Source organism: Planococcus sp. BI3 (genome assembly GCF_056680115.1).
On sequence record NZ_CM155266.1, the window covers coordinates 3122163 to 3136745 of the forward strand.

Below are 14583 nucleotides of genomic sequence, written 5' to 3' on the forward strand. Positions count from 1 at the left end.
AGGGACTAACATGATTACTGGAGAAAACATTCATAAATCCTTTGGTGACCTCGAGGTGTTGAAAGGTGTAGACCTTCATGTCAAACCTCAGGAAGTCGTTGTACTTGTTGGGGTCAGTGGTTCCGGGAAAAGTACACTTCTCAGGTGCTTCAACTTTCTTGAAATGATCAATGAAGGAAAAATTATCATCGATGGCCATACGGTCAACCCGAAAAAGGATAACCTAACGAAAATACGTGCCGAAGTCGGCATGGTGTTCCAGCATTTTAACTTGTTTCCTCATAAGACGGTATTGGAAAATGTCATAGAAGCGCCGGTTACTGTCAAAAAGATGAAGAAGGAAGAAGCCAAAAAACTAGGCATGGAATTGCTGGAAAAAGTAGGCTTGAAAGATAAAGCAGAGGTCTATCCAAGCAAGCTTTCCGGCGGGCAAAAGCAACGTGTCGCTATTGCGCGGTCCCTTGCGATGCAGCCGAAGGTCATGCTGTTTGATGAACCGACTTCAGCACTCGATCCAGAACTGGTTGGAGAAGTGTTGCAGGTTATGAAACAGTTGGCTGAAGAAGGGATGACCATGGTCGTCGTCACCCATGAGATGAAATTCGCCAAAGAAGTAGCAGACCGCATCATCATGATTGATGAGGGAAGAATCATTGAATCGGCAGACCCGAAAACTTTCTTTGAAAATCCACAAAATGAACGGACCAAGCAATTTATTCAGCTTGTCGAATAACCAATCGGCAAGTGGGTTGAAAATACCATATTTGAAAGGAGGAGTCGGTTCAAATGAACCGATTCCTCCTTTCTTTTATTGATTGACGTTTGGTGTTCGACAAAACGGATAAGGTATAGTAATCGGATGACGTGAGGAGGCAGAAGGGATGAGAATCGAAGAAATCATGACGACTGATGTCGAAACGTGTATGCCTGAATCAACGCTTCAAGAGGTTGCTTCAAAAATGCGGGAAATCAATGTGGGATCTATCCCAATCTGCGAAGAAGACCGTTTGGTCGGAATTGTTACAGACAGGGATATTGTCATTCGGGGCATAGCTGACCATCTTCCTGGCGATACCGCTATTGCTGAAATCTTATCTGAAGAAGTTATTACCGGAACGGTAGACTTAACAATTGAAGAAGCAGCTGATTTGATGGCGGCGCATAAGATTCGGCGGCTGCCAATTGTCGGAAATGACCGCATAATCGGCATTGTTTCTTTAGGGGATTTAGCAATCAGAGATGATTCAGAAAACCACCATGCCGAAAATACCATCATCGAAATTTCTGAAGTGGATTAATACCAGAACGGAGAAAAAGTAGCTGTCCTCTAAATCCCTAAACTAAAACCGCTGGAGAAAATGATTGATTTTTCTCCAGCGGTTTTAGCTTTGTATGCAGTTTTCCCCGAAAGCAGTTTGCGGATGCCAGCAGTTTTCAGGAGATTGTGGGCCAAGGTCTTTTTTTGGATTTTATTTGAAAAGAAGAATTGTTTTATTCCATTAATAGAGCTTACAGTCCAAGTTAGGTGAAATACAGTCCAAATGCTAAAAATAATGTCCACTTTCTTGACTAAAGTCCAATACTGTCCAAACTCGGCACAATACTGTCCACAAGCTAAAATACGTCCGCAATAAGTAGTGGCGGTGCCTTGATGAAGCGCCCGTTAACAGGTTTAAAGCGATTGACGGAGAACAGAGTCCAGCGACCTCCCTGAATTCCCGGCTGCTGATGGTTGTTTGATCAAAGTATCTTTCCGAACTTCTACTTTACTTGGCCGTTGCCGCGTACGATACATCTAGTCGGCGTCAAAGCAAGCAAGCCCTTTTTTAAGGCGTCTATTCTGCTTTTTCAATGATGGAAGCGGAAATCATCGGCATATCTTCTTCAGCATTGCCTTCGTAAATTCCATCCGCCGTGATATTATCACCTATTTCTACCGGCGTTTCTGCCATATTCCGAATATAGATACGGTTTTCTTCATATGCAATAATAAATGAAGGAAAGGCAATGTCATCTGCCAATTCTTCGACTGTTCCTTGGACAGAAACCCCAGTGCCTTCTTCGATATTTCCAGAAGCTAATTCTTCAAAACTCACAAATTCCGCATTTTCGGCTTCTTCAGGAGCGGTGGGATCCAGCTCTCCTTCAGGGGCCCCTACTTCGGTCTGGCTTTCTTCTGTAACTTCAGGCGCAGGTTCTCCGCACGCAGACAACACTATAACCAGACTCAATGGGATGAAAAATCTATACATAAAATCACGCTCCTCAGCTAATTAAACATTCCTAGTTGAATAATACCCTTTACAAATCACTTCCTAACCCCCGGGTGAAGTTTTCAAAAGCGGACATCCATTTATTTGGAAGAAGAATGCATGTTATTTTACTGATTTTTCCAAGGCGACCATCTATCCCTTTTCTTTTAACTTTCCTGAGTGTATGGTTTGGAAAAGGAATGAGGTGACGAGATGGAAATAATAAAAACACCAAATGCATTAGGAGAAAAAAACAAGTATGTCCATAAAGCTTTAAGTTTCGGCAAAACCAAAGTCGTCAATATCCAATTACAGGCAGGGGAAAAGATTGCTGAGCACGACTCGGTGGCAGATGTCGTCATTATTGTACGGAGCGGAAAGGTTTCATTTAATGTAGAAGGGCAAACGGTGGAAGTATCACCTGATAATATTCTGCATATGGATCCGAAAGAAAAGCACAGTCTGACGGCAATTGAATCCAGTGATCTCATGGTCATTCAAATTACTCCATAAAAAAACTCACGCTAACAAAGCGTGAGTTTTTTTATGGGTTGAGAGTTGGAAGGTAAGATGGGCGCTTCTGCTTTTGGCAGCTTCCGCTTTTCGGTGTTGTCTAGCTGCAGCGCCTAGCTCTTCGGGATGTAAGCCACTCTGGCTGTGCGGCTGAAGAGATGCCGCTTCGCCAGATCGTCTTACACCTGTCAGAGCTGAACAGGCGCTTCCGCTTTTCTAGTTGTCCAGCTCCAACGACCAGCTCCTCGGGTCATAAGCCACTCTGGCTGTGCGGCTGAAAACATGCCACTTCGCCAGATCGTCTTATGCCTGTCGGAGCTGTGCGGCCGTTTCCGCTTTTCGGTGTTGTCCAGCTGCAGCGCCTAGCTCTTCGGGATGTAAGCCACTCTGGCTGTGCGGCTGAAGAGATGCCGCTTCGCCAGATCGTCTTATGCCTGTCGGAGCTGTGCGGCCGTTTCCGCTTTTCGGTGTTGTCCAGCTGCAGCGCCTAGCTCTTCGGGATGTAAGCCACTCTGGCTGTGCGGCTGAAGAGATGCCGCTTCGCCAGATCGTCTTACACCTGTCAGAGCTGAACAGGCACTTCCGCTTTTCGGGCTACCACTCAAATTCCTCTGGGTACTCTGCTTTTATATTGATTTCGTGAATCGGCTTTTTGTGTGGAGTGGCGACGGAGAGGACCTGGTTGCGGAAGACAGTGTAATCCTGGTCCTGCACCGCGATCTTCATGGCGATGGCTGATAAGTTTTGTTCACGTTGTTCTTTGGTCATGCCGATGTATTTTAAATTTAAAAAGTCTATATACTGGGTTGCGTAATCATTTACGGTAACCGGCTGATTGAAGGCTTTCGCAATCAGTTCGAATTCTTCTTTTGGAACATGTCCCTGAAGACAGTCGAGAACCAAAGACTGGAAGCGGTAAATGACAGGCAAGTGGACATCCCAAAGAGGGGATTTTTTATCTTCTTGATAGAATCTAACGAAATCTTTCAAAGCGATGGCAGCATAGAGCAATTCCGGCCACAGCACTTCAACGGAAAAGTAGATATTTTTGTCGGGGGCAATGAATTCATGCTGCTTCATCGTGTGTTCGTGCAGGCCGTTGAACACGAAATCCACATTGCGATCCCCTTGGGCAGCATGGCGGATTTCATAGGAAATGCCAAGAATTCGCATTCGGGATCCCTCATAGCCATAGTACTGATCTTCCTGCCCGATGACTTTGTAAATCGCCTGATTGAGTTCATCCATGTCAAAGTAATCACCGCTGATTTTAACACCTGTATGGTTCGGCGTGCTTTTCATAGTCAGCATATCCTATATCCTCCTCAGCGTTTTGGTGTGTAGTCGAGCTTTGCAAATAGCTCATTGCGTTCAGCTTCGGTCAAATCGCGCCATTCACCAACAGCGAGATCTCCAAGTGAAATGTTCATGATCCGGACTCTCTGCAGAGCTCGGACTTCATAGCCAAGTGCCGTACACATACGGCGGATTTGGCGGTTCAGACCCTGACGTATAGTCAGTTTGAACGTGTAGGTGGACAGCTTATCAGCTTTGGCTGGAAGTGTCTTCGTATCGAGTATTTCAACGCCTTCCTCCATTTTTGCTAAAAAGGATTCGGTGATGGGCATGTCGACTTTGACGATGTATTCCTTTTCATGCTCATTTTCAGCACGCAGGATTTCGTTGACAATATCGCCATCATTCGTCAATAGGATAAGCCCTTCCGAATCTTTGTCAAGGCGTCCTATATGAAAAATTCGTTCGGGATGGTTGACGAAGTCGACGATATTCCCTTCAATATGGCGTTCGGTTGTGCTGGTGATGCCAATCGGTTTGTTCAATGCCAAGTAGACATATTGCTGCTTTGGCTGTTCAATGATTTTGCCATCGACCCGAACTTCGTCCCGAGCTTCGACTTTGCTGCCGAGTTCGGCAGGCTCGCCATTGATGGTTACACGTCCTGCCTCGATGAATTTATCGGCTCCGCGCCGGGACGTGATTCCTGTTTCGCTTAAAAATTTATTGATTCGCATAATTAATTCCTCTCAGTTCTGTATTTCCTAGTCTCGCTCTCATTATACATGAACTGTGGGGGCGAATAAAAAATTTCGGTGTTTCACAGTTGCTATTTTTAGATTAGTTTGACAATATAGAAGGGAAGCTGTTATTGATGCGCCAAGTGATATCAGAACGAATGTAAGCGCGTACATATCAGTAAAACGAGTAAAGGGGAGAAATGGGAATGGTCTATGCAATGCCAAACACAGAAGGTTCAAAGATTACGTTTAAAGATAAGTATGAGAACTTTATAAACGGAGAGTGGAAAGCGCCGGTCAAAGGACAATACTTTGAGAATGTCTCGCCGGTAACCGGCAAGAAGTTTACGGAAATTGCACGCTCAACTGCTGAAGACGTGGAATTGGCGCTTGATGCAGCACATGCGGCAAAAGAAGCCTGGGGAAAAACCTCGGTCACTGAACGTTCGAATGCGCTGCTGAAAATCGCCGACCGTATGGAACAGAACCTGGAAATGCTGGCTGTTGCTGAAACTTGGGATAATGGTAAAGCGGTGCGCGAGACATTGAATGCCGATCTGCCATTGGCAATCGACCATTTCCGTTACTTTGCCGGGGCTATACGTGCACAGGAAGGGTCACTGAGCCAAATTGACAACGATACCGTAGCCTATCATTTCCACGAACCGCTGGGGGTTGTCGGCCAGATCATTCCATGGAATTTTCCAATCTTAATGGCTGTCTGGAAATTGGCTCCGGCTCTTGCTGCCGGAAACTGTGTTGTCTTGAAGCCAGCAGAACAGACTCCAGCAAGTATTCTGGTGTTGGCTGAACTGATCGGCGATATTCTGCCTCCTGGCGTATTGAATATCGTCAACGGTTTTGGGCTTGAAGCAGGTAAGCCGCTTGCTTCCAATCCGCGGATCAATAAAGTGGCGTTTACAGGTGAAACGACTACAGGGCGCATGATTATGCAATACGCTGCTCAAAATCTGATTCCGGTAACACTGGAATTGGGCGGGAAATCACCAAATATCTTCTTCAAAGATGTAATGGATCAGGACGATGCTTTCCTTGATAAAGCGATTGAAGGATTTGTCATGTTCGCCTTGAATCAAGGGGAAGTTTGTACATGCCCATCGCGTGTACTGATTCAGGAAGACATCTATGATGAGTTTATGGAACGTGCAATAAAGCGTGTGGAAGCAATCAAAACCGGCAATCCGCTTGATCCGGAAACGATGATGGGGGCACAGGCTTCCATGGAACAGATGGAGAAAATCCAATCTTATTTGGATATCGGCAAACAGGAAGGCGCTAAGGTTCTTGCTGGCGGTGACCGTAACCACCTGGAAGGAGAGTATTCTGAAGGCTTCTACATCCAGCCGACAGTCTTCGAGGGACATAACAAGATGCGTATTTTCCAGGAAGAGATTTTCGGTCCTGTCGTATCGGTCACAACTTTCAAAACGAAAGAAGAAGCGCTTGAACTTGCAAATGACACCTTATACGGATTGGGCGCAGGGATTTGGACGCGAGACACCAACACGGCTTACCGTTTTGGCCGCGGCATCCAGGCAGGGCGCGTTTGGACGAACTGTTACCACCAGTATCCGGCACATGCTGCATTCGGTGGATACAAGATGTCCGGCTTTGGCCGTGAAAACCATCTGATGATGCTCAACCATTACCAGCAGACGAAAAACATGCTGGTCAGCTACAGCGAAGACAAGCAAGGTTTCTTTTGATCCTGGGCCTAGGCAGTTAAAACTTTAAGGACTACCAGAAAGTAGGGATAGCAATGGTCGAACGCGTAATTGCGACAGATGCTGCTATTGAATTGATTGAAATGCTGAAGGAAAAGCACGGGCCGGTCATGTTCCATCAATCAGGAGGCTGCTGTGACGGCAGTTCGCCGATGTGTTATCCGGAAGGTGATCTGTTCATCGGAGATCAGGATATTTTGATGGGGGTCATCGGAGACAGCAAGTTCTATATGCACAAAAACCAATATGAATATTGGAGCCATACACAGTTGATCATTGACGTCGTGCCGGGACGCGGCGGAATGTTTTCTCTGGAGGGAGTGGAAGGCAAGCGATTCTTGACGCGTTCCAGAACGTTCACTCCAGAAGAGTCACGGGAATTGCAGCAACAGATTTAAGTTGGACCGGATGCACAGGCATCCGGTTTTTTTGATTGTCAAAAAATGATTGAAATTCTTTAAAAGCCTTTCTGTATCAAGGGGTGACGATAGAAACGGCACTGGAAAAATGGTATAATTTCAACATGAAAGGTGGTCATCCAGTTGACGAAATTAGTGAACCGAGTTTCCCATGAACAAGCCAATCACGCGATTTGCTGCGCCTCCCATTCTCTTGTTACGGAAGGGTTTGATGTGACAAATGAGGATGAGAACTTCGTTCGGTCCGTATTGACTGGTGAACGGACGGAAGCACAATTCCATCAGGCCATCAAAAAGAAGTTCGATGTCTAAATATCAGCATGCCTCGATGTATTGCTACCCCGGAACCGACGTATTGATCAATCTGTTTGATGTACAGGATGACGAAAAGTTGAAGGAGCTGGAGAAAGTCTATTCTCTGCTCCGGCTTTCTGAACTGCAGATTAAGAAACCGGCAGATCCCTTGGATGTGAAAGCTTTTTTAGCCATTCATCGATATCTGCTCCAGGACGTCTATCCGTTTGCCGGAGAACTGCGCAAAGAGATGATTTCCAAAGGTTCATCTGCTTTTGCCCATCCGAAACATATTGAGGGGCATCTGCTGAAAATTTTTAATGAATTGAAAGCAGAAAATTACTTGAAGAAATTGCCGCGAGATCAGCTGATTTCACGGCTTGCTTATTTTCTGTCTGAATTGAATGCCCTTCATCCTTTCCGGGAAGGCAATGGGCGCAGTATCCGTGAATTTGCGCGTCAGCTGATGCTGAATGCCGGCTGCCGGCTGGATTGGGAAAAGGTTCTGGAACCTGCAGAAATCATTAATGCGTTTGTCGATTCGTTCAATAAAGACAACAATCGTCTGGAAGGGCTGTTGGATCAAATTATCATTCCATGAAAAATGCCAGCTGCTCGGAGAGCGCTGGCATTTTCTGTGCTTTATGATGCGGGATGCTTGCGCAGCCAGCCGATTCCGAATTCGACCAAGGGTTTCATTTCCGCGAGGCGGGTTTGGGCTTGGCCTAGCCGCCCTTCAGAAATAGTTCCGGGAAAAGCTTTGGCGATTTCCGGAAAACGGTCTGAATCCATCTCCACACATTCATAGGTCTGCCAAATGCGTTTTCCATCCCTTAAGATTGCGGCTCCTTGGGGGGAAGTGGTCCGATTTTCCTGTACGAATTCGGCATAGTGAAGAGCCGTACACGAATCAAAGCCGACACCGATCAGCAGGATCTTCACATTGCCCCGCAGCATTTTTGCGAGCGGTGATTGTTTGCCGAAGGAATCATCAATCGGCTGTTCGCTCATCCAGTGGGCTGCCTGGCTTCCCCATGCCATAAAGGAGTGGGAGGGATGGGGGCTCCGGATAGTCGCGGGATGGCGATGGAAGCATTCTGCAATTTTGCCCATGCCGCGCAATCCGCTTAAGTGGGGATCGAAGGCAGGGAGCTGCTCACGGATGGGCTGATGCCAGTTTTCGGGAACCGGCGGCTCCATCCAGTAAATAGGGTCTGAGTTGTCCGCAGACTGGGCGGGCATGATTAATGTGCCCTTTTCCGTAATGGTTTCCATTAAAGCTTCTACGACTGCTTGGGCGCCTCCAGCGACCCATCCCATGGATTTTAGCGAAGAGTGGACCATCACTGCGTCTCCTGCAGAAATTCCAAGTTGGCGAAGCTGATGCTTTAATGTCTCTTTCGACTGGAATTGGGGTGTGTTTAAAATATTCAATAACTCTGACATAAAGTATCCCTCCGATTTCACTATATTATAAAGGAAAGCCTGCTGTTTTGGGAAACCAATGTCGGCGAGGCAATAGAGAAAGGAATGATGGCAATGGAAGCAAGACCGATGAAAGAATCAAGAACAATTCAGACAAAGTTGGTGCTCCCGCCGGACACCAATCATATGGATTCCATTTTTGGAGGCAAGGTCCTGGCTTATATCGATGAGATTGCGGGAATTACAGCAATGAAGCATGCACGCCGCCAAGTAGTGGTGACCGCCTCCATCGATTCGGTGGATTTCCTGTCTTCAGCGAGAGTCGGAGATGTATTGGAGCTTGAAGCGAATGTCACTTCAACCGGACGGACTTCTATGGAAGTCTATGTTCGGGTAAAATCACAGAACCTGCAGACAGGTGAAGAAAAGCTGACGACAGAATCGTTCTTAACGATGGTGGCTATGGGAGACGACGGCAAACCGACCCCGGTACCCGCTGTTCTGCCGGAATCAGCAGGTGAAAAGCTCTTTTTCGAATCAGCACCCGCAAGACGTGAACACCGAAAAATGCGTGTGAAAACACCGAGATAACAGCAAAAGGTGCATGGATCCTATTCCATGCACCTTTTATAGCGTCAATTATTAAATGGGCTTTTCAGTGTTTGATTTCACGTTCGCTAACGCATTGCCGGTTTCACTGCTTATAACTGATAGGCTGCCATCAGTTTCCAGGACCACCGCTTTCACTTTTTCAGTGGACCCAAAGCCGGTGTTGCGGATAGCCTGGAGGATTTCAATTTCTTTGATCCGCTCTTTTTTCATGGAGCTTCTCAAAAATTGTCCATCCAGAAACAGCAGGCGGGGTTCCGATTTAATGATATTGTTGAACCAAGCGGAATGAACTGACAGCAGAGTGAATATGTACTGCAGGAATATCAATAAGGCAAATGCAGTCATTCCTTCAAGCAGACTGATGCTGTTGTTCAATAAGACAGTAGCCAATGTCGAACCTAACGCTACAGTCACTACCAGGTCAAACGCGTTTAATTTGGTTAACGTACGCTTACCGGAGGTGCGCAGGAAAACAATCAGTCCCACATAGGCTAAAAACCCAACTGTCACGATTCGAATGAAACTATCCAATGTAATTTCAAACATCTTACTCCTCCTTTCGTTCGAAAATAATAAAATTATCCACATGTTGATAAGTTTTATTTATGCACGAATATCAACAAAATTCAAACATCTTATCCACATAACACACACAAATGGAGCATTAAATGTGTATAAGAATGAATATGTGGAAATTTTTAAGTGTAAACCCAAATTTTCAGGAAGTTTTCTTGTACTATTCATGCTTTCCTCTATAGTTATCAACAAACGCCTCATACGGAGATTAACTATTGAGTTGGGTTTATTTTTTTCGCAAAGGGAATAATAGGGATAATCTGATTTGGATTAGGGGCGATTGAAAATGGGAACTTTCTTGAACTTGCTCCGTTATATGGGTTTGTTGATTTTTGCTGTAGGCATCCTTTTAGCTTTCCTTACATTGGCCAATTGGCTGTTCGGTGTTACCGACGTTTTATGGCTTCACGTTTACTTTATCCGTCTGTATTTGTTTCTGGCGGTGTCAGGAATTCTCTTGTACATTCTCATCACTTTCCGCAGAAAAGACAACGCAAAAAAGGAGTAGCCGCGGCTACTCCTTTTTACTGTTTCAACAGCCACAAGGAGAGAAAATCTCCTCGGGCCGAGGTAAGTTTATTTTTTTGCCAATAATTCTTCGAAATAAGCGCTGAATTCTTTTGAACGCTTCAAAATCGTGCTTGAAGACACACCGAATTTTTCGCTTAAGTCTTTTGCGGATAACATCGGGCCTTTAACCAGTTCATGATCCTGCAGGAATCTCCAATATCCGGCTACAAGAGCTTCCGGTTTTTGGACAGTTGGCTGCTGGCTGACAAGATAGCTGTTTAAGATGCTTGTGATGTTGCTGACTGTTTCTTCATCAAAATCAGCCTGTTCGATATGCTTATCGAGTTCCGCCATAACAGAATCGTGTTCTGGAGAAAGCTGGATGCTTTCTTCTACGCTGCCAGTCGAATACTTGACGATTTGTTCAACGACCGTCAAGTAATTGTCACGCAGATAGCTTTCATCCTGTGAAGCATTTTCGGCAGTGATTTGTGCTTTCAACTGCTCGAAGAATGGGTTGAACTCACCAACAACGGTCAAATAACCGTTGAGGAACAGGACGCCTTTATCTCCGATGCGGGAGTCTGGAAGAAGGATTGCAAGCAAGCCTTGTCCATTTTCCATGTCAGTTGGCGGTTGATCTGCCATGTCAAGCGTTTCACCAGTAAAGATATCTGTAAACTGAGCCGTTTCTGTATCGCCTTTGACATATTGGCCAAGGAATACTTTCACGTCTTTCCAGTTTTCCAGCACTTCTTTAGTTGAAGGGCGCTGCGAAAGCTCAATTTGTTTTGCTAGGAATTCTTCCCATAGCTCTGGTTTTTTCATGAACAGGAAATTTTCAATTACAAATGCCTGTGCATCGTTTTCAGCCATTGATTGCATTAAGCGTGGCTGCCATGCTTGTTGAAGTTCACGGAATTCGGCAAGTTGCTCCTGATTCGGGTTTTCCGAGAAGAACTGCTGGCGTACTTTGAACAGTTCCTCATTCACCAAATCATTAATGGATACAGATTGCTGTTTTCCGTGACATTTTTTGTATTTTTTGCCGCTGCCACATGGGCATGGATCATTTCTTCCTACCATTCCTAATCACCTACATTTTTTATTGAGTGTAACATATAATTGCGATGGGCTCAAAAGTCTGACGATTCAGACGCTGAAAGTTCATGGAGATATCGCTCATCCAGTCCAAAAAAAGGCTCGAAAAAAGAGGGGAACTTTGCAGGTCTTCCGGTTATGCCCTGTCAATTACGATCTTGTTACCCATTCTGTGAATGACTAGCAGAAAGCGGGTTATCGAAAGTAGGCACAAAGCGGATAGCGTATTATAATATAAAAAGAATAAGAGCGGGCAGGAGGGGACAATGTGTATGAAGATCCGGTAAAAGCTTCTATTTCCTGGATGCAGGTCATTTTTTTGACAGTGCTTATTGTGCTGGTGTCCCGGCATTTCCTGTTTGAACCGGTAGAGGTTCATGGCGAATCCATGATGCCGACATTTGAAGACGATGACAAAGTTATGCTGGTTAAGGTTTATACAATAGAAAATTTTGATATGATCGTCTTTGCCGCACCGACTGGAGCCAATTTCATCAAGCGTGTGATTGGCGTGCCAGGTGATCGCATTTCCATGGAAGATGACCAATTATATGTGAATGGTAAAGCCAAGGCCGAGCCTTATCTGGCTGATAACCGAAAAATAGCCGAAAAGCAGGGATTTCCTCGGTTAACGGAGGATTTTGAGGAATTTACTGTGCCTGCCGAATCCTATTATGTATTAGGGGATAACCGCTTAAACAGTATGGATTCCAGAGTGCTAGGGTTTATCTCCAAGGACTCTATCATCGGGGAAGTGAAAATCAGGCTTTCGCCACTTGACCACATCGGGATTGTGGAATGACGGTGAATGCTCTATCGGTCCAAAACCGAAAAAAGACAGCTGCCCATTTCCGGGCAGCTGTCTTTTTTCAGTTTAAAATAAATTCAATTTATCGATGCGGTCCATCGCTTCGGTGATACGGGTTTCATCTACCAATAATCCGACACGGACAAATCCTTCTCCGCCAGCGCCGAATCCGCTGCCGGCAGCAACTGAAATGTCCGCTTTTTCAAGCAGGAAATCTGCAAATTCAACACTGGTAAAGCCTTTTGGAACCGGCAGCCAGGCAAAAAAGGAGCCTTGTGGAGCTTCAATTTCCCATCCGATGCGCGCACACTCTTTGACCAGGACGTTGCGGCGTTTTTCGTAGAGATCCACTAAATTATCCACGCAATGCTGATCCGCACTTAAAGCTTCGGCGGCAGCCATTTGGACAGCTGGGAACAATCCGGCAAATAGATGATCCTGGATCAGGTTCAGGGCTTCGATCATTTTTGAGTGTCCGACCGCAAATCCAATGCGCCAGCCGGCCATATTATAGGTTTTCGATAAAGTATACATCTCGATGCCGACTTCTTTGGCGCCTTCGGATTGCAGGAAGCTCACCGGTTTTTTCCCTTCGAAGCCGACAGCTCCATAAGCGAAATCATGGACGACGGCAATGCCGTTGTCTTTTGCAAAAGCGACGGTCTCATCAAAGAAGTCTCCATTCGCCACTGCGCCTGTCGGGTTGTTCGGGTAGTTTAAATACATCAGCTTGGCACCTGAGCGGACGGATTCGGGCAACTTGCTATAATCCGGCAAATAGCCGTTTTCAGGATCTAGCCGCATCAGCTCATAGTCGATGTCGGCGAGTGGGGCCCCGGACAGGTAATCGGGATAGCCAGGGTCCGGCAAAAGCAGCAGGTCCCCGGGATTCAGCAGCGCCAATGGCAATTCAACAAGCCCGATTTTTGTTCCAGCCAGGATGGCGACTTCAAGATCGGGGTCGATGTCCACGCCGTATTCGCGTTTGTAGAAATCCACTGCAGCGTGGCGCAGCTCAGCAATGCCGCGGAACGGCGAATACTTATGTGTTTTTGGATCAGCCGCTGCGGTTTGCAGTGCCTTGATGATATGGTCGGGCGTCGGCTGGTCAGGATTGCCCTGGCCAAGGTTGATGACGTCGCGTCCTTCGGCGATGGCTTTACTTGTTTTAGCGACCAATGAAGCAAAAAATTGGGTAGGCAGGTTTTGCAGGCGATTTGAAAATTCCATATAATTCTCCTTGTTTTCGAAATAATTGCACATCTACCCCAAATCTTATAGAGTTGAAGGTAACTTGTCTAGTGGAGGAGAAACATATGAAAATTGCATGCGTTCAGATGGATATCGCTTTTGGAGAGCCGGAACTGAATTATCAGCGAGTCATGGACTATTTAAGAGAAGCAGCCGATGGTGGAGCGGAAACGATCGTCCTGCCCGAAATGTGGAATACGGGATACGCATTGACGGAGCTGGGCACACTTGCAGACAGCTCGAACCGGACCGTGGAGTTGCTGAAGAGTTTTGCAAAAGAACACAAGGTCAATATTGTCGGCGGATCTGTTTCAACGAAAAAAAAGGGTGGTTTCTATAACACGATGTATGTCGTCGATAAAAGCGGCAAGCTTGTTTCAGAATATGATAAAGCGCACCGCTTCGGTTTGATGGACGAGCATATCCACCTTGAAGAAGGCGAATCACTGGGCACATTCGAGTTGGAAAATACCGTTTACGGCGGAGTCATCTGCTATGATATCCGTTTCCCTGAATGGATCCGCGCGCAGGCGCTAAACGGGGCAAAACTTATTTTTGTATCAGCCGAATGGCCGGAAGCACGAATTGACCATTGGCGCATCCTGTTGCAGGCGCGCGCGATCGAGAACCAATGCTTTATTGTGGCAGTGAACCGCATCGGCAGCGATCCGAACAATGAATTCGGCGGCAGCACGATGGCAATTGCACCGTGGGGAGAAGTTCGCCTCGACATGAAGAAAGACGAAGGCGTCGCTTACGTCGATATCGATTTGGCTGAAGTGGAGGAAGTCCGGAAGCGGATTCCGGTTTTTGAAGACCGCCGTGAGAAATTGTATGAAAAGTTCAAAAAGTAGATTGACACTCTGCACGAATGTCTGTAACATAAAATTCAATCAAATAACGTAAACTTATCAAGAGAGACCGAGGGGTAGGCCCTATGACGTCCGGCAACCCCCGACTGGGAAGGTGCCAAGTCCTGCGGAATGTGAAAACGTTCCGGAAGATAAGTCGAGAACTTAAAATTTTCGATGCCTCTTTCTT

The 14583-nt window shown here is 46.1% G+C and carries 18 protein-coding genes and 1 riboswitch; of the genes, 11 read left to right on the forward strand and 7 right to left on the reverse strand.

The features are described 5' to 3' along the window. Nucleotides 1–10 precede the first annotated feature (10 nt). The gene (locus tag AC1MEO_RS15615; protein WP_480331932.1) at nt 11–733 is read left to right on the forward strand and encodes an amino acid ABC transporter ATP-binding protein; all 723 of its coding nucleotides are present in this window, start codon (nt 11–13) and stop codon (nt 731–733) included. A gap of 148 nt (nt 734–881) precedes the next feature. Then, complete coding sequence (locus AC1MEO_RS15620) at nt 882–1298, forward strand: CBS domain-containing protein (protein WP_480331934.1); 417 nt, start codon at nt 882–884, stop codon at nt 1296–1298. Nucleotides 1299–1835: 537 nt separating this feature from the next. Here AC1MEO_RS15620 and AC1MEO_RS15625 read toward each other — a convergent pair. Then, entirely contained in the window at nt 1836–2252 is a 417-nt protein-coding gene (locus AC1MEO_RS15625) for a hypothetical protein (RefSeq protein ID WP_480331936.1), read from the reverse strand. Between the two features lie 213 nt (nt 2253–2465). Between AC1MEO_RS15625 and AC1MEO_RS15630 the strand changes: the two genes are divergently transcribed. After that, nucleotides 2466–2765, forward strand: a complete 300-nt coding sequence (locus AC1MEO_RS15630; RefSeq protein ID WP_480331938.1) for a cupin domain-containing protein — start codon at nt 2466–2468, stop codon at nt 2763–2765. A gap of 594 nt (nt 2766–3359) precedes the next feature. Here the strand turns inward: AC1MEO_RS15630 and AC1MEO_RS15635 are convergent. Further along, nucleotides 3360–4076: a DUF6904 family protein gene (locus tag AC1MEO_RS15635; protein WP_480331940.1), complete on the reverse strand. Its 717-nt coding sequence runs from the start codon at nt 4074–4076 to the stop codon at nt 3360–3362. A 14-nt stretch (nt 4077–4090) separates the two neighbouring features. Further along, nucleotides 4091–4798 (reverse strand): pseudouridine synthase, encoded by a 708-nt coding sequence (locus AC1MEO_RS15640; RefSeq protein WP_480331942.1) that lies wholly within the window; start codon nt 4796–4798, stop codon nt 4091–4093. A gap of 209 nt (nt 4799–5007) precedes the next feature. On the opposite strand from AC1MEO_RS15640, the gene adh reads away from it, so the two are divergent. The 4 genes from adh to AC1MEO_RS15660 all read left to right on the forward strand — a co-directional run bounded on the left by adh (nt 5008) and on the right by AC1MEO_RS15660 (nt 7860). Next, nucleotides 5008–6528 (forward strand): aldehyde dehydrogenase, encoded by a 1521-nt coding sequence (gene adh, locus AC1MEO_RS15645; protein ID WP_480331944.1) that lies wholly within the window; start codon nt 5008–5010, stop codon nt 6526–6528. Between the two features lie 53 nt (nt 6529–6581). Further along, complete coding sequence (locus AC1MEO_RS15650) at nt 6582–6944, forward strand: DUF779 domain-containing protein (RefSeq protein WP_480331946.1); 363 nt, start codon at nt 6582–6584, stop codon at nt 6942–6944. A 144-nt stretch (nt 6945–7088) separates the two neighbouring features. Next, on the forward strand, nt 7089–7277 hold the full coding sequence (locus AC1MEO_RS15655) for a hypothetical protein (RefSeq protein WP_480331948.1): 189 nt from the start codon (nt 7089–7091) through the stop codon (nt 7275–7277). After that, complete coding sequence (locus tag AC1MEO_RS15660) at nt 7270–7860, forward strand: Fic/DOC family protein (RefSeq protein ID WP_480331950.1); 591 nt, start codon at nt 7270–7272, stop codon at nt 7858–7860. The genes AC1MEO_RS15655 and AC1MEO_RS15660 overlap by 8 nt, the downstream gene beginning before the upstream one ends. Before the next feature lie 41 nt (nt 7861–7901). Here AC1MEO_RS15660 and AC1MEO_RS15665 read toward each other — a convergent pair whose 3' ends face one another. After that, a complete protein-coding gene (locus AC1MEO_RS15665; RefSeq protein WP_480331952.1) occupies nt 7902–8705 on the reverse strand; it encodes an AAC(3) family N-acetyltransferase in 804 nt (267 codons plus the stop codon). Between the two features lie 93 nt (nt 8706–8798). Here AC1MEO_RS15665 and AC1MEO_RS15670 point away from each other — a divergent pair, with 93 nt between their 5' ends. Next, nucleotides 8799–9275, forward strand: a complete 477-nt coding sequence (locus AC1MEO_RS15670) for an acyl-CoA thioesterase (protein ID WP_480331954.1) — start codon at nt 8799–8801, stop codon at nt 9273–9275. Between the two features lie 51 nt (nt 9276–9326). Here the strand turns inward: AC1MEO_RS15670 and AC1MEO_RS15675 are convergent, their stop codons facing one another. Then, on the reverse strand, nt 9327–9842 hold the full coding sequence (locus tag AC1MEO_RS15675; RefSeq protein WP_480331956.1) for a DUF421 domain-containing protein: 516 nt from the start codon (nt 9840–9842) through the stop codon (nt 9327–9329). A 316-nt stretch (nt 9843–10158) separates the two neighbouring features. Between AC1MEO_RS15675 and AC1MEO_RS15680 the strand changes: the two genes are divergently transcribed. Then, entirely contained in the window at nt 10159–10380 is a 222-nt protein-coding gene (locus AC1MEO_RS15680; RefSeq protein ID WP_480331958.1) for a hypothetical protein, read from the forward strand. Between the two features lie 68 nt (nt 10381–10448). Here the strand turns inward: AC1MEO_RS15680 and AC1MEO_RS15685 are convergent, their stop codons facing one another. Further along, entirely contained in the window at nt 10449–11468 is a 1020-nt protein-coding gene (locus AC1MEO_RS15685; protein WP_480331960.1) for a YecA family protein, read from the reverse strand. A gap of 283 nt (nt 11469–11751) precedes the next feature. Here AC1MEO_RS15685 and lepB point away from each other — a divergent pair, with 283 nt between their 5' ends. Further along, nucleotides 11752–12285, forward strand: a complete 534-nt coding sequence (lepB, locus tag AC1MEO_RS15690; RefSeq protein ID WP_480331962.1) for a signal peptidase I — start codon at nt 11752–11754, stop codon at nt 12283–12285. Nucleotides 12286–12357: 72 nt separating this feature from the next. Here lepB and AC1MEO_RS15695 read toward each other — a convergent pair whose 3' ends face one another. Further along, complete coding sequence (locus tag AC1MEO_RS15695) at nt 12358–13521, reverse strand: aminotransferase class I/II-fold pyridoxal phosphate-dependent enzyme (protein ID WP_480331964.1); 1164 nt, start codon at nt 13519–13521, stop codon at nt 12358–12360. Between the two features lie 86 nt (nt 13522–13607). On the opposite strand from AC1MEO_RS15695, the gene AC1MEO_RS15700 reads away from it, so the two are divergent. After that, nucleotides 13608–14396, forward strand: coding sequence for a carbon-nitrogen family hydrolase (locus AC1MEO_RS15700; protein ID WP_480331966.1), 789 nt, complete (start codon nt 13608–13610; stop codon nt 14394–14396). Nucleotides 14397–14447: 51 nt separating this feature from the next. Beyond that, nucleotides 14448–14552: riboswitch (SAM riboswitch) on the forward strand. The last annotated feature ends 31 nt before the right edge of the window (nt 14553–14583 follow it).

Coding starts and splice junctions, on each gene's coding strand:
- AC1MEO_RS15680 (WP_480331958.1), top strand. CDS start 10,159: ATGGGAACTTTCTTGAACTTGCTCCGTTATATGGGTTTGTTGATTTTT.
- AC1MEO_RS15695 (WP_480331964.1), bottom strand. CDS start 13,521: ATGGAATTTTCAAATCGCCTGCAAAACCTGCCTACCCAATTTTTTGCT.
- AC1MEO_RS15675 (WP_480331956.1), bottom strand. CDS start 9,842: ATGTTTGAAATTACATTGGATAGTTTCATTCGAATCGTGACAGTTGGG.
- AC1MEO_RS15670 (WP_480331954.1), top strand. CDS start 8,799: ATGGAAGCAAGACCGATGAAAGAATCAAGAACAATTCAGACAAAGTTG.
- AC1MEO_RS15615 (WP_480331932.1), top strand. CDS start 11: ATGATTACTGGAGAAAACATTCATAAATCCTTTGGTGACCTCGAGGTG.
- AC1MEO_RS15630 (WP_480331938.1), top strand. CDS start 2,466: ATGGAAATAATAAAAACACCAAATGCATTAGGAGAAAAAAACAAGTAT.
- AC1MEO_RS15620 (WP_480331934.1), top strand. CDS start 882: ATGAGAATCGAAGAAATCATGACGACTGATGTCGAAACGTGTATGCCT.
- AC1MEO_RS15665 (WP_480331952.1), bottom strand. CDS start 8,705: ATGTCAGAGTTATTGAATATTTTAAACACACCCCAATTCCAGTCGAAA.
- AC1MEO_RS15640 (WP_480331942.1), bottom strand. CDS start 4,798: ATGCGAATCAATAAATTTTTAAGCGAAACAGGAATCACGTCCCGGCGC.
- adh (WP_480331944.1), top strand. CDS start 5,008: ATGGTCTATGCAATGCCAAACACAGAAGGTTCAAAGATTACGTTTAAA.
- AC1MEO_RS15700 (WP_480331966.1), top strand. CDS start 13,608: ATGAAAATTGCATGCGTTCAGATGGATATCGCTTTTGGAGAGCCGGAA.
- AC1MEO_RS15650 (WP_480331946.1), top strand. CDS start 6,582: ATGGTCGAACGCGTAATTGCGACAGATGCTGCTATTGAATTGATTGAA.
- AC1MEO_RS15685 (WP_480331960.1), bottom strand. CDS start 11,468: ATGGTAGGAAGAAATGATCCATGCCCATGTGGCAGCGGCAAAAAATAC.
- AC1MEO_RS15660 (WP_480331950.1), top strand. CDS start 7,270: ATGTCTAAATATCAGCATGCCTCGATGTATTGCTACCCCGGAACCGAC.
- AC1MEO_RS15625 (WP_480331936.1), bottom strand. CDS start 2,252: ATGTATAGATTTTTCATCCCATTGAGTCTGGTTATAGTGTTGTCTGCG.
- AC1MEO_RS15635 (WP_480331940.1), bottom strand. CDS start 4,076: ATGCTGACTATGAAAAGCACGCCGAACCATACAGGTGTTAAAATCAGC.